Genomic DNA, 12,481 nt, shown 5'->3' on the forward strand with positions numbered 1-12,481 from the left:
CCGGCGTCAGAAAGGTGGGTTCCATGACACACGACCAGATCTGGGACGTGCTGCGCCGGCACGTCCTGGACGTACTGACCGACCTCCGGGACAACGACGTCCAGCCCGGCCGGAATCTGCGGGAGCTGGGCGCCAACTCCCTGGACCGCGTGGACATCCTGGACGCCACCCTGGACGAACTGCGCCTGAAGATCCCCGCCGAGGCGCTCGGCGCCACCCCCGACCTCGGCGGCCTCGTCGACCTGCTGCACGCCCACGGTGAACGCCCATGACGTCCACCCGAACGGCACACCGGCGAGGGGAGAGCACCGTCGCCGTGACCTCCGCCGGGGTGCTGCACCCGGCCGCCACCACCGTCGCCGCACTCGACGACGTGCTCCGCGCCGGCGAACCCGTGCTGCGCGCCACGCCCGTCCCGGGCGGGGATCTCCTGGTGCCCGCCGCCCACCTGGACGGCTTCGACCTCCGGGCCTGGGCCCAGGACCACTGCGAGGACCCGCTCGCCCGATGCCGATTACGGCGGGTCGCCTCCCGGGCCACCCTCCCGGTCCGCACCGCCTGCTGTGTCGCGCTCGCCGCCTGCACGGCCGCCCGGCTGACCGACGCCGACGCCCGGGACACGAGCGTGGTGATCGCGGGCAACAACCTGGCCCTGAACCACCAGTACCGCACCGTGGCCGCCCACGTCGCCGATCCGTCCGGGGTCCGCGCCGGGCATCTGCTCGACTGCTTCGACACCGACGCGCTCGGCGCCGTCGGAGAGGTGACGGGGTGCCACGGCGAGGGATGGCCGGTCGGAGGTTCGTCGGCGGCCGGCGCGCTCGCCCTGATCCACGCCGCCCGCCTGGTGGCGTCGGGACAGGTGCCCCGCGCCCTGGTCGTCGCCCCGGTCAATGACCTGTCCCCGGTGGAGACCAACGCCTTCGTGAAGGCCGGAGCCATGGCCTGGATCACCGCCGACGAGGACGCCACCGGGGCCTGCCGCCCCTTCGACGAGAGCCACGGCGGCTTCGCGGCGGCCCACATCGCGGCGGCCGTCGTCATCGAGCCCGAGCACCGGGCGCGACGGCGCGGCGTCAGGCCGTTGGGCCGGATTCTCGGCTCGGGCACCGGCACGGACGGCCGTCGCGGCACCCGCCCCGACGCCCCGGGCCAGATCCGGGCGATGCGCACGGCGCTCTCCGACGGCGGCCTGGCCCCCTCGGACATCGACTACGTCAACGCCCACGGCACCGGCTCCGCCGTCGGCGACGACACCGAGGCCGCCGCCCTCAGCGCGGTCTTCGAGGACGCCGGCGCAACGCCCGCTCCGGGGCCGTGGATCAACTCGACCAAGGCCCTCATCGGCCACGGGCTGGGAGCCGCCGGGCTCGTGGAGACCGTCGCGACCCTGCTGCAACTGACCGGTGGCTACTGCCACGCCAACCCCCGGCTGGCCAAACCGGTCCGGGCCGACCTGCGGTTCGTCACCGACACCGTCACGGGCGCGCCATTGCGTGCCGCGTTGAGCAACAGCTTCGCCTTCAGCGGGATCAACGCATCCCTCGCGCTGGGGCGAACGGCGGAGGAGGACAGCCCATGACAGCCAAGGAGGACAGCTCATGAACCCGGTCGGCAGCAAACCGGTCGGCATCGAGGACATCGGGGCGTATCTCGGCCTGGCCTGCGTCGAGGTCGACGACCTCTTCCGGGCCCGGGGCATGGACACGTCCCGCATGGCGAACCTGATGATGCGACGCAAGACGGTCGCCCTGCCCTGCGAGGACGTCATCAGCTACGCGGCCAACGCCGCCCGCCCCCTCCTCGACCGGCTCGACGAGCGGGCACGGGAGAGCATCGAACTGCTGGTGGTGGGCACCGAGTCGGGGATCGACCTGTCCAAAGCGACCGCGACCTGGCTCCACGAACTGCTCGGACTGCCCCGCACCTGCCGCCTCTTCGAGGTCAAACAGGCCTGCTACGCGGGGGTGGCCGCGCTCCAGCTCGCCACCGCCCAGATCGCGACCGCCACCCGCGAGGACGCCCGCGCCCTGGTGATCGGCTGCGACGTGCCACGCCTGATGCGCGGCGAAACCTCGGAACCCAGCCAGGGAGCGGGCGCGGTCGCCGTCCTCGTCGGCCCCGAACCGACCCTGGCGACGGCCGAACTGGGCGCCGCCGGATACGGCAGTTTCGACGTGACCGACTTCCGCCGCCCCACTCCGTCCGACCACCTCTGGGACGCCGACCTGTCCCTCATGTCGTACGTGGAGTGCCTCCGGACCGCCTACGGCGACTATGTGCGGCGCCGCCCGGACACCGACTTCTTCTCCTCCTTCGACCACCTCGTCTTCCACACCCCCTTCCCCGGGGCGGTCCGCGGGGCCCACCGGTCCCTGCTGCGCAGCCTGGGGCGCGTCCCTCCGCAGCGGGTCACCGAGGACTTCGGCCGCCGCGTCGAGGACTCCGTCCGCTATCCGGCCGAGGTCGGCAACATCTACGCCGGGACCACCCTCCTCGCCCTGCTCAGCCTCTTCGACCATGTGCGGGCCGACCCTGCGGGCACCGGGCGGATCGGGATCTTCTCCTACGGGTCCGGGTGCTCCTCGGAGTTCTGTAGCTATCTCCTCGCCTCCCCCGGCCGGACCGGCGCCTCGGGCGTCGCGGACGCGCTCGCCGCCCGCACCCGCCTGGACGTCGCCGCCTACGACGAGATCACCGACGTGTGCGACGCGTTGAGTCCCGGCGTGGCGGACTACGAGGGCGACCTGTCGCTCGCGCGGAAACTGGTGCCGACCGTGAGCCCCGGCCACCCGCTGACGATGCTCGAACGCGTCGACGGCCACGAACGCCACTACGTCCAGCTCGCCGGGGGGCAGCCGTGACCGCCGTCGCCGTGACCCACCGGCCGGGCCAGCTGCGGGCCACGCTCACCGGTCCCGTCCTGAGCGAGGACGTCGTCCTGGCACTGGCCTCCGCGCTGGAACGGGCCGAACACACACCCCGGGTGCGGGCCTTCGTGATCGCCGCCGACGGCCCGGCGTTCTGCACCGGGATGCCGCTGACCGGTGACCGGTCCACGAGCGACATCCTGGGCGGCCTCGGCGCGGCCCACGACCTCATGACCGGTCTGGCCCACAGCCCGCTGGCCACCGTGGCCCTGGTCGACGGGCAGGTCACCGGCGGTGGCATCGCCGTCGTCGCCGCGTGCGACCAGGTCGTCGCGGGGCCCGGGGCGACGTTCCGGATCACCGAGTCGCTGGTGGGCCTCCTGCCCGCCCTCCTGCTGCCGGTCGTCGCCCGCCGCACCGGTCACCAGCGCGCCTTCTCACTGGCGCTGACCGCGCATCAGCTGGACGCCACCGCCGCCGTCGACGCCGGTCTCGCCGACCGCGCGACCCCGGACCCGGAGGCCGAGCTGACGCGGATCATGCGCGAGCTGGGACGCACCACCCCGGCGACCGTCGCGGCCCTCAAGCGGTACCGCGCCGCCCTGCAACCCGAGAACGGCAGCCTGGACCGGGCGACGGCGGCCCTGCGCGAACGCCTCGACGACCCCGACAGCCGCGCCCGGCTGACCCTCCTCGCCCGACAGGGGCTGCTGCCATGACCGTCACCCACCCCACGTCCACCCTGACGGTCCGGCGGGAAGCGCCCCTGGCCCACGTGACCCTCACCGACCCCGCGCACGGCAACCGGATCACCTCCGCCGCGCGCACCGCTCTGCCGACGCTGCTGCGTGAGGCGTCGGCGGACGACGACGTCCGCGTGATCGTGCTGGGCGGGCTGCCCGACGTCTTCTGTTCCGGCGGCACCCGTGAGGACCTGATCGCCGAGGGGGAGGCGCGGACCCCGGCCGGCTGGGACTTCGTGCGGGCCGCCGCCGAGTGCCCGCTGCCCGTCGTCGCCGCGGTACAGGGACACGCCATCGGCGGCGGGCTGCTCCTGGCGCTGTACGCGGACGCGGTGGTCCTCAGCGACCACTCCAGCTACGCCGCGAACTTCGTCACCTACGGCTTCACCCCCTGCCTGGGCTCCACCCACCTGCTCCCCGCGACCCTCGGACAGGTGCTGGGCACCGAGATGCTCTACACCGGCCGCCCCTACCGGGGCCGTGAACTCGCCGCCCGTGGCGCCGCCGTGAACGTCGTCCCCCACGACCAGGTCCTCGCCCGCGCCCACTCCCTCGCCCGACGCATCGCCCAGGCCCCCCGCACCACGCTCCAGCTGCTCAAGCAGGAACTCGCCGGACCGGCACGGGACCTGGCCCAGGCCGCCCTGGAACGCGAACTCGCCCACCACACCGCCACCCTGGACGCACCCGAGACCCGCCGCCGGATCAGCTCCCTCTACCCCGACACCTGACCCCGCCCGGTCCCCCGAGCCCGATGCGGGAAGCCCACCGTCCGCACCCCGGCCGCTCTTCGCCGCCCGACACCCACCCACCGTCCACTCTCCGCAGCCCGACGGAGGAGGCCCACCATGACCCTCGCTCTGCTCTTCCCCGGCCAAGGAACCCAGCACATCGGCATGGGCAAGGATCTCTTCCCGACCTTCCCCGACCTGACCGAGCTGGCCGAAGAGATCCTCGGCCACTCCCTGCGCCGCCTCTGCCTGGACGATCCCGACGGCGTCCTGGGACACACCCGGTTCACCCAGCCCGCCGTCTACACCGTCAGCGCCCTCGCCCACCGCCGACGCCTCCTCGACGGCGCGGCCCCCGCCGACGTCCTGCTCGGCCACAGCCTGGGCGAGTACAACGCCCTCGAAGCCGCCGGGGTCGTCGACTTCGCCACCGGGCTGCGCCTGGTCGCCGAACGCGCCCGGCTCATGGACACCACCGTCGGCGGCATGATCGCCGTCAGCGGGCTCGACGCCGACCGGCTGACCGAGACGCTGCGCCTGCTCGCGGCGCCCGGTCTGCACATCGCCGTGCTCAACACGCCCCGCCAGGTGGTGCTCGCCGGACCGGAAGAGGTGCTCCGCCAGGCCACCCCCACCCTGCGCGACGCCGGGGCGCGTGCCGTGACGCCGCTCCAGGTGAGCGGGCCCTTCCACACCCCGTGGATGAGCCGGGCCGCCGAGGAGTTCGCCACCGTCCTCATGGCCGTACCGCACTGGCACGAACCCACCGCGCCGGTCATCGCCAACCACACCGCCCGGCCGCACGAGATCCCGCGCATCGTCACGGACCTCACCCGCCAGATCGACCACCCCGTCCTGTGGACCTCGTCCGTCGACCGCGTCCTCGACGCCGACCCGGACACCACGTTCACCGAGGTCGGCGGCACCACCACGCTGCTCCCCCTCGTCCGGCAGATCCGCCGCCGACGCCTCGCGGCCCGGCCCTGACCCACCCCGGAGGCAGACCCATGCACGCCGTCTACGCCCACCACCCCTCGTCCGACGACCCACTGGGCGCCCTGCGTCTCGGGGACCGCCCCGACGCCACCGCCCCCGACGACACCTGGACCGTCGTCACCGTCAAGGCCGCCGGCCTCAACCACCACGACCTGTGGACCCTGCGCGGCGCCGGACTCCCCGCCGACCGCTACCCGATGATCCTCGGGGGCGAGGCCAGCGGCACCGACGAGGACGGCAACGACGTCATCGTCGGCACCGTCATCGCCGCACCCCGATGGAGCCACGAACCCGTCCGCGACCCCGCCCACACCCTCCTCAGCGAGGGAGCCCCCGGCACCTTCGCCGAACGCGTCGCCGTGCCCCGCCACGTCCTCGCTCCAAAACCGGCCGAGTTCACCCACGCCGAGGCCGCCTGCGTCACCGGCACCTGGCTCACCGCCTACCGCATGCTGTTCACCAAGTCGGGCCTCACCCCGGGAGACACCGTCCTGATCCAGGGCGCGGGCGGCGGCGTCTCCACCGCCCTGACCCGGCTCGCCCGCGCGGCCGGGCTGCGGGTGTGGGTCACCAGCCGCAGCGCCGAGAAGCGCGCCGCGGCCGAACGCCTCGGCGCCCACGCCGCCTTCCCCACCGGCCGACCCCTGCCCGAACCGGTCGACGCGGTCATGGAGAGCGTCGGGCGCGCCACCTGGTCCCACACCCTGCGCTCCGTCCGCCCCGGCGGCACCGTCGTCGTCACCGGCGCCACCTCGGGCGCCGACCCCATCGCCCACCTGAACCGGATCTTCTGGAACGAGCTGAAGATCGTCGGCTCCACCTCCGGCACCCTCGACGAACTCGGCAGGCTCCTGGCCCTCATGACCCGGCACGGCCTGCGCCCGGACATCGCCGACGACCTGCCCTTCACCGACGCCCACAAGGGCTTCGCCCGCCTCCTCGACGGCGATGTCGTCGGCAAGATCGTTTTCCACTGGTGACCCGGTGACTCCCGAAAGGCGCATCTCATGAACCGCTCTGTCCTGATCACCGGCGGCAACCGCGGCATCGGCCGCGCCATCTCGGAGGCCTTCCTGAAGGCGGGCGACCAGGTCGCCGTCGCCCATCGCAGCGACGACGAGCTGCCGGACGCCCTCAACCTGCGATGCGATGTCACCGACACCGCCCAGGTCGACGCCGCCTTCACCGCCGCCGAGGCGGCCCACGGCCCCGTGGAGGTGCTCGTCTCGAACGCCGGGATCAGCCGCTCCGCCCCGCTGGCCGCCATGACCGAGGACCAGTTCAGCCAGGTCCTGGACACCAACCTCACCGGGGCCTACCGGGTCGCCCGGCGGGCCACGCGCGGGATGCTCAGGCTGCGGCGCGGCCGGATGATCTTCATCTCCTCCGTCATGGGCGGGGCGGGCCTCCAGGGCGCGGGCAACTACGCGGCGTCCAAGGCCGGCCTGGTCGGGCTCGCCCGCAGCATCGCCCGGGAGTACGCCGGCTACGGCATCACGGCGAACCTGGTGGCACCCGGCCTGGTCCGCACCGACATGATCGAGGAGATGCCCGAGGGCATGCGCCGCCACCTCGTGGACCGGACGTTCCTCAAGCGCGCGGCGGAACCGGACGAGATCGCCGCCACCGTGCTCTGGCTCGCGGCCGACGGCTCCCGCTACATCACGGGAGCCGAGATCCCGGTCGACGGCGGACTGCGGCTCGGCGCCTGAACCCCGCCGCACGTGTCGCCGTAGGCTCGGTGCCATGAGCCTGCGTCTGAGCACCGTGATCCTCCCGTACCGCCGCTGGCACGAGGGCGGCCGTGCCGCCTGGCAGCGCGCGGAGGACCTCGGCTTCCACACCGCCTACACCTACGACCACCTGTCCTGGCGCAGCTTCCGGGACGGGCCGTGGTTCGGAGCGGTACCGACGCTGACCGCCGCCGCCGCTGTCACCGAGCGGATGCGGCTGGGCACCCTCGTCACGTCGCCCAATTTCCGCCACCCGGTGACCCTCGCCAAGGAGTTGATCTCCCTCGACGACATCTCCGGCGGCCGGGTCACCCTCGGTATCGGCGCGGGCGGCACCGGCTTCGACGCCACCGCGCTCGGCCAGGAACCGTGGACGCCACGCGAACGCGCCGATCGCTTCGGGGAGTTCGTGCCGCTGCTCGACCGGCTGCTCAGCGAGGACTCGGTGTCGTACGAGGGCGACTTCTACTCGGCGTACGAGGCGCGCAACATCCCGGGCTGTGTGCAGCGGCCCCGGCTGCCCTTCGCGGTGGCGGCCACCGGTCCGCGAGGGCTGCGGCTGGCCGCGCGGTACGGGCAGGCCTGGGTGACCACGGGCGACCCCAAGCTGTACGAGAACGGCACGCCGGAGCAGTCGCTCCAGGCCCTGCGCGGGCAGACCGAGCGGCTCGCCGACGCGTGCGCCGAGCAGGCACGGGACGTCAACGGCCTCGACAAGATCCTGCTCACCGGCTTCACCCCGGATCGCGCCCAGCCGCTCCAGTCCCTGTCCGCCTTCGTGGACTTCGCGGGCCGGCACCAGGAACTGGGCTTCACCGAGATCGCCATCCACTGGCCCATCCCGGACTCCGATTTCGCAGCGGACGAGAAGGTTTTCGAGCGGATCGCCGTGGAGGCCCTCACGCAACTGGCGTGACGCCGGGGCGTTCCCGGCAGCGGTGAGCGGCGCTCCGGCAGGGCCGATGGGCCGGGCCGGGCGGGGCGGGGGCGCGGCGCCCGTTGTTTCACGTGAAACAGGGACCGGGGGCAGGGCGCGGGGGGCAGGGGACCCGGGCCGAGCCCGCTCGACCGTGTTTCACGTGAAACAGAGACTGTGGGGCAGGGGCAGGGGCAGGGGCAGGGACAGAGACCGGGGCCGAGCCCGCCCGGCCGTGTTTCACGTGAAACATTCACCGCACCCGGGCGTTCAGCGCGTCTGGGGGTACCGCTGGCGCTGGCACTGTCGCGACAGTCGGGGCCGCCGCCCGAGGTGAGTGCCGAGAGAGACCGGTGTCATGGTAAAGGTTCTGGACGGGATGTTTAGTCCACAGCCAATGCCGCTTATCCACAGGCCAGTTGGCGATTTTGTGGATAACTGGCCGTTCGTTTCACGGTGTTTCGCCAACTTCGGCTGATGTGGCGTGACTTGGGGTGCGTCGGGCCGAGACGCAGATTGATGTGAGGCGTTCAGTCGCCCAACCACCCTCCCCCGCAGCCCCCTTCACAGTGGCGGCGTGCGGCGGGCGATCGCTCGGAGGGCGCCCGGCGTGAAGCGGGCCAGCAGTCGGGAGAGGTGGGCTTCCGGGGTGACCGGGACGACAGCCTCGTTGCGGACGACCGCCCGGAGGATGGCGTCGGCGACCTTCTCCGGTGGGTAGGCGCGCAGTTCGTACAGACGCACCGAACGTCTCCGGCGCCGTTTCTCCTCCTCGGCGTCCACGCCCGTGAAGCGCGTGGTCGAGGCGATGTTCGTGTTGACCAGGCCCGGGCAGATCGCGCTGACGCCGATGCCCTGTTCCGCCAGCTCCGCGCGCAGGCACTCGCTCAGCATCAGCACCGCCGCCTTGGAGGTGCTGTACGCGGGCAGCAGCCGGGAGGGCTGGAACGCCGCCGCCGACGCGGTGTTGACGATGTGGCCGCCCTGTCCGCGCGCGGCCATCTGCCGCCCGAAGAGACGGCACCCATGGAGGACGCCCCACAGATTGACGTCGAGGACGTGCCGCCAGTCCCGCGCCGTGGTGTCGAGGAAGGAACCCGCCAGCCCGATCCCCGCGTTGTTCACCAGGACGTCCACCACGCCGTACGCGGTGCGGACCTTCTCGGCGAGCCGCTCCATGGCCTGCTCGTCGGAGACGTCGACGGTCTCCGCCCAGACCTCGGGGGCGCCGAGCGGCCGGGCCAGGGCGGCGGTGCGGGCGGCGGCCTCCGCGTCCCGGTCGACGACGACCACCCGCGCGCCCGCCTCCGCGAACGCCAACGCCGTGGCCCGCCCGATGCCGCTGCCCGCACCGGTGACCAGCACCAACTGCCCGCCGAACCGCTCACCGTACGCACCGCTGGGCCGCGCCGCGGGGCGCCCGGCGTCGACCGAGGTGACGAACGCGTCGATCCAGGCGGCGACCTGGTCCGGCCGGGTGAGCGGCAGCCAGTGCCTGGCCGGGGCGGTACGGCGGACCAGGTGCGGCACCCACGCGTCGAGGTCGTCGTAGAGGCGTTCGGACAGGAACGCGTCGCCCTGGGGCGTGATGAGCTGCACGGGCACGTGCGCGTGGGCGTCGGGGCGGGGGCTGCGCAGCCGGGGGCGGACGTTGTCCCGGTACAGCCAGGTGCCGTGCGCCGCGTCGGTGGGCAGCGAGGAGGTCGGGTAGGCGCCGCCGGGCACCTTCTCGACGCGTTGCAGGAAGCGCGGCCAGCGGGCGCCGAGGGGACCGCGCCAGGCCCGTTCGGGGAGCGCGGGCGTGTGCAGCAGGTACACGTACCAGGACCGGGCGCCCTGGCCGAGGAGCTGACCGACGCGGCGCGGAGTGGGCCGCCGCAGACGGCGGTTCAGCCAGTGGCCGAAGTGGTCGAGGGACGGCCCGGACATCGAGGTGAACGACGCGACACGGCCCTCGGTGCGCGCCACGGTGACGAACTCCCAGGACTGCACCGAACCCCAGTCGTGCCCCACCAGATGCACCGGCGCGTCCGGACTGACCGCGTCGATCACCGCCAGGAAGTCGTCCGTCAGCTTCTCCAGCGTGAACCCGCCGCGCAACGGCGTCGGCGCCGACGAGCGGCCATGGCCCCGCACGTCGTACAGCACCACGTGGAACCGTTCCGCGAGCCGGGCAGCCACCCGCGACCAGACCTCCTTGCTGTCCGGGTACCCGTGCACCAGGACGACCGTCGGCCGCCCCGGGTCCCCCAGCTCCGCCACGCACAGCTCGACCCCGCCGGTCCGCACCCGGCGCTCGCGCGCCCCCTCCAGCAACGCCACTTGCCCCCCGCTTCCCCCCGACCGTCCCCGTCTCACCGGTCGCGGTACGTGTCCGTAACGTGACACCGGTGAATGTGGCAGGCGGGAGAGGAGCCGTCAATGGGCGGGTCCGGGGCCGCGGATAGCTCTCAGGGTGGGGGTTCCCCTAGGGACCCCTAGTTCTCAGGTGTGACGCCAAGACGGCTCTCCGGTCTGACGACTCACGTGGCCCGCGTCACTATCGTCGAGGACGTGACTGTGATCGCGACCGAAAGCCTGAGCAAGCGGTTCCCCCGGGTGACCGCGCTCGACCGGCTCTCCGTGGACGTCGGACCCGGTGTGACCGGACTCGTCGGAGCCAACGGAGCCGGCAAGTCCACGTTGATCAAGATCCTGCTGGGTCTGTCCCCCGCCACCGAGGGCCGCGCCGAGGTGCTCGGCCTCGATGTCGCCGTCCCCGCGTCGGGCGCCGCCATCCGCGAGCGCGTCGGCTACATGCCGGAGCACGACTGCCTGCCGCCCGACGTCTCCGCCACCGAGTTCGTCGTGCACATGGCCCGCATGTCGGGACTGCCCCCGACCGCCGCCCGCGAGCGCACCGCGGACACCCTGCGCCACGTCGGCCTCTACGAGGAGCGCTACCGGCCCATCGGCGGCTACTCGACCGGCATGAAGCAGCGCGTGAAGCTGGCGCAGGCCCTGGTCCACGACCCCCAGCTGGTCTTCCTGGACGAGCCGACCAACGGCCTCGACCCGGTCGGCCGCGACGAGATGCTCGGCCTCATCCGCCGCATCCACACCGACTTCGGCATCTCCGTCCTGGTCACCTCGCACCTGCTGGGCGAGCTGGAACGCACCTGCGACCACGTCATCGTCATCGACGGCGGCAAGCTGCTGCGCTCCAGCTCCACCACCGACTTCACCCAGATCACCACCACCCTCGCCATCGAGGTCACCGACACCGACGCCCACCCGGACGGCACCCGCGCGGTACGCGACGCCCTCCACGCGCGCGGGGTCGACACCCACGACAACAGCGGGCTGCCCGGCGCCGGACACATCCTGCTCCTCACCGCGACCGGCGAGGAGACCTACGACCTGGTCCGGGACGTCGTCGCCGACCTCGGGCTCGGCCTGGTGCGCATGGAGCAGCGCAGGCACCGCATCGCGGAGGTCTTCCGGGACAGCGACGCACAGCGCGAGACCGACGAACAGCGCAAGGAGGCGGTCGGCCATGGCGGTTGAGCAGCCCACGCAGGCATCAGCACCGGCATCAGCACCGGCGTCAGCACCGACACCGGCGTCAGCGCCGCCCGGTGACCAGAGCCGCATCCACAACATCGGCTACCGCGCCTACGACGGCCCCCGCCTCGGCCGCTCCTACGCCGTCCGCTCGCTGTACTCGCAGTCCCTGCGCGGCGCCTACGGCCTCGGCCGCTCGGCCAAGTCCAAGGTGCTGCCGATGCTGCTGTTCGTGGTGATGTGCGTGCCCGCGGCCATCATGGTCGCCGTCGCCGTCTTCACGAAGGCCAAGGACCTGCCGGTCGACTACACCCGCTACGCGATCCTCATGCAGGCCGTCATCAGCCTGTACGTCGCCTCCCAGGCACCCCAGTCCGTCTCGCGCGACCTGCGCTTCAAGACCGTTCCGCTCTACTTCTCCCGGCCGATCGAGACCGCCGACTACGTCCGCGCGAAGTACGCGGCACTCGCCTCCGCGCTGTTCGCCCTGACCGCGGTACCGCTGCTCGTCCTCTACGTGGGCGCCCTCCTCGCCAAACTCGACTTCGCCGATCAGACCAAGGGATTCGCACAGGGGCTGGTGTCCGTGGCGCTGCTGTCACTGCTCTTCGCCGGCATCGGCCTGGTCATCGCCTCGGTGACGCCGCGCCGCGGCTTCGGCATCGCCGCCGTCATCGCCGTCATGACGATCCTCTACGGCGCCGTCTCCACCCTCCAGGCCATCGCCGACGCGCAGAACAGTTCGGGCGCCGTGCCCTGGATCGGCCTCTTCTCGCCGGTCACCCTCATCGACGGCCTCCAGTCGGCGTTCCTGGGCGCGGAGTCGGCGTTCCCCGGCGGGATCGGCCCCGGCCAGGGCGAGGGCGTGGTCTACGTCCTGGCCGTCCTGGGCCTCATCGCCGCCTGCTACGGCCTCCTGCTGCGCCGCTACCGGAAGGTGGGCCTGTGA

The 12,481-nt window shown here is 72.8% G+C and carries 12 protein-coding genes; 11 read left to right on the forward strand and 1 reads right to left on the reverse strand.

The annotated features are described in order from the left end of the window. Positions 1–23 precede the first annotated feature (23 nt). The 9 genes from ACIQOU_RS10295 to ACIQOU_RS10335 all read left to right on the forward strand — a co-directional run bounded on the left by ACIQOU_RS10295 (position 24) and on the right by ACIQOU_RS10335 (position 7,989). The gene (locus ACIQOU_RS10295) at positions 24–272 is read left to right on the forward strand and encodes a phosphopantetheine-binding protein (RefSeq protein ID WP_401535739.1); all 249 of its coding nucleotides are present in this window, start codon (positions 24–26) and stop codon (positions 270–272) included. Further along, positions 269–1,582 carry a beta-ketoacyl synthase N-terminal-like domain-containing protein gene (locus ACIQOU_RS10300; protein WP_401535740.1) on the forward strand — a complete coding sequence of 438 codons (1,314 nt, stop codon included), beginning with the start codon at positions 269–271 and terminating at the stop codon, positions 1,580–1,582. The genes ACIQOU_RS10295 and ACIQOU_RS10300 overlap by 4 nt, the downstream gene beginning before the upstream one ends. A 19-nt stretch (positions 1,583–1,601) precedes the next feature. Continuing rightward, positions 1,602–2,864 (forward strand): hydroxymethylglutaryl-CoA synthase family protein, encoded by a 1,263-nt coding sequence (locus tag ACIQOU_RS10305; RefSeq protein ID WP_401535742.1) that lies wholly within the window; start codon positions 1,602–1,604, stop codon positions 2,862–2,864. Further along, positions 2,861–3,589, forward strand: a complete 729-nt coding sequence (locus tag ACIQOU_RS10310; RefSeq protein ID WP_401535744.1) for an enoyl-CoA hydratase/isomerase family protein — start codon at positions 2,861–2,863, stop codon at positions 3,587–3,589. The genes ACIQOU_RS10305 and ACIQOU_RS10310 overlap by 4 nt, the downstream gene beginning before the upstream one ends. Next, complete coding sequence (locus ACIQOU_RS10315) at positions 3,586–4,344, forward strand: polyketide synthase (protein WP_401535745.1); 759 nt, start codon at positions 3,586–3,588, stop codon at positions 4,342–4,344. The genes ACIQOU_RS10310 and ACIQOU_RS10315 overlap by 4 nt, the downstream gene beginning before the upstream one ends. 117 nt (positions 4,345–4,461) lie before the next feature. Next, a complete protein-coding gene (locus ACIQOU_RS10320; RefSeq protein WP_401535747.1) occupies positions 4,462–5,331 on the forward strand; it encodes an ACP S-malonyltransferase in 870 nt (289 codons plus the stop codon). Positions 5,332–5,351: 20 nt separating this feature from the next. Then, the gene (locus ACIQOU_RS10325; RefSeq protein ID WP_401535749.1) at positions 5,352–6,320 is read left to right on the forward strand and encodes a zinc-binding dehydrogenase; all 969 of its coding nucleotides are present in this window, start codon (positions 5,352–5,354) and stop codon (positions 6,318–6,320) included. Between the two features lie 27 nt (positions 6,321–6,347). Continuing rightward, complete coding sequence (gene fabG / locus ACIQOU_RS10330) at positions 6,348–7,052, forward strand: 3-oxoacyl-ACP reductase FabG (protein WP_401535751.1); 705 nt, start codon at positions 6,348–6,350, stop codon at positions 7,050–7,052. Positions 7,053–7,086: 34 nt separating this feature from the next. Continuing rightward, positions 7,087–7,989, forward strand: a complete 903-nt coding sequence (locus tag ACIQOU_RS10335) for an LLM class flavin-dependent oxidoreductase (protein WP_401535752.1) — start codon at positions 7,087–7,089, stop codon at positions 7,987–7,989. 564 nt (positions 7,990–8,553) lie between these two features. Here the strand turns inward: ACIQOU_RS10335 and ACIQOU_RS10340 are convergent. Further along, the gene (locus tag ACIQOU_RS10340) at positions 8,554–10,311 is read right to left on the reverse strand and encodes an SDR family oxidoreductase (protein WP_401535753.1); all 1,758 of its coding nucleotides are present in this window, start codon (positions 10,309–10,311) and stop codon (positions 8,554–8,556) included. A 237-nt stretch (positions 10,312–10,548) separates the two neighbouring features. On the opposite strand from ACIQOU_RS10340, the gene ACIQOU_RS10345 reads away from it, so the two are divergent. Together ACIQOU_RS10345 and ACIQOU_RS10350 are read left to right on the forward strand one after the other, a co-directional pair. Continuing rightward, on the forward strand, positions 10,549–11,535 hold the full coding sequence (locus tag ACIQOU_RS10345) for an ABC transporter ATP-binding protein (protein WP_401535825.1): 987 nt from the start codon (positions 10,549–10,551) through the stop codon (positions 11,533–11,535). Continuing rightward, the gene (locus ACIQOU_RS10350; RefSeq protein ID WP_401535755.1) at positions 11,525–12,481 is read left to right on the forward strand and encodes an ABC transporter permease subunit; all 957 of its coding nucleotides are present in this window, start codon (positions 11,525–11,527) and stop codon (positions 12,479–12,481) included. The genes ACIQOU_RS10345 and ACIQOU_RS10350 overlap by 11 nt, the downstream gene beginning before the upstream one ends.

Source organism: Streptomyces sp. NPDC091279 (genome assembly GCF_044757465.1).
GTDB lineage: Bacteria > Actinomycetota > Actinomycetes > Streptomycetales > Streptomycetaceae > Streptomyces.

Excerpts from the sequence above, each read along its gene's own strand:
- ACIQOU_RS10295 (WP_401535739.1), top strand. The coding sequence starts at position 24 with ATGACACACGACCAGATCTGGGACGTGCTGCGCCGGCACGTCCTGGAC.
- ACIQOU_RS10300 (WP_401535740.1), top strand. The coding sequence starts at position 269 with ATGACGTCCACCCGAACGGCACACCGGCGAGGGGAGAGCACCGTCGCC.
- ACIQOU_RS10305 (WP_401535742.1), top strand. The coding sequence starts at position 1,602 with ATGAACCCGGTCGGCAGCAAACCGGTCGGCATCGAGGACATCGGGGCG.
- ACIQOU_RS10315 (WP_401535745.1), top strand. The coding sequence starts at position 3,586 with ATGACCGTCACCCACCCCACGTCCACCCTGACGGTCCGGCGGGAAGCG.
- ACIQOU_RS10320 (WP_401535747.1), top strand. The coding sequence starts at position 4,462 with ATGACCCTCGCTCTGCTCTTCCCCGGCCAAGGAACCCAGCACATCGGC.
- ACIQOU_RS10325 (WP_401535749.1), top strand. The coding sequence starts at position 5,352 with ATGCACGCCGTCTACGCCCACCACCCCTCGTCCGACGACCCACTGGGC.
- fabG (WP_401535751.1), top strand. The coding sequence starts at position 6,348 with ATGAACCGCTCTGTCCTGATCACCGGCGGCAACCGCGGCATCGGCCGC.
- ACIQOU_RS10335 (WP_401535752.1), top strand. The coding sequence starts at position 7,087 with ATGAGCCTGCGTCTGAGCACCGTGATCCTCCCGTACCGCCGCTGGCAC.
- ACIQOU_RS10350 (WP_401535755.1), top strand. The coding sequence starts at position 11,525 with ATGGCGGTTGAGCAGCCCACGCAGGCATCAGCACCGGCATCAGCACCG.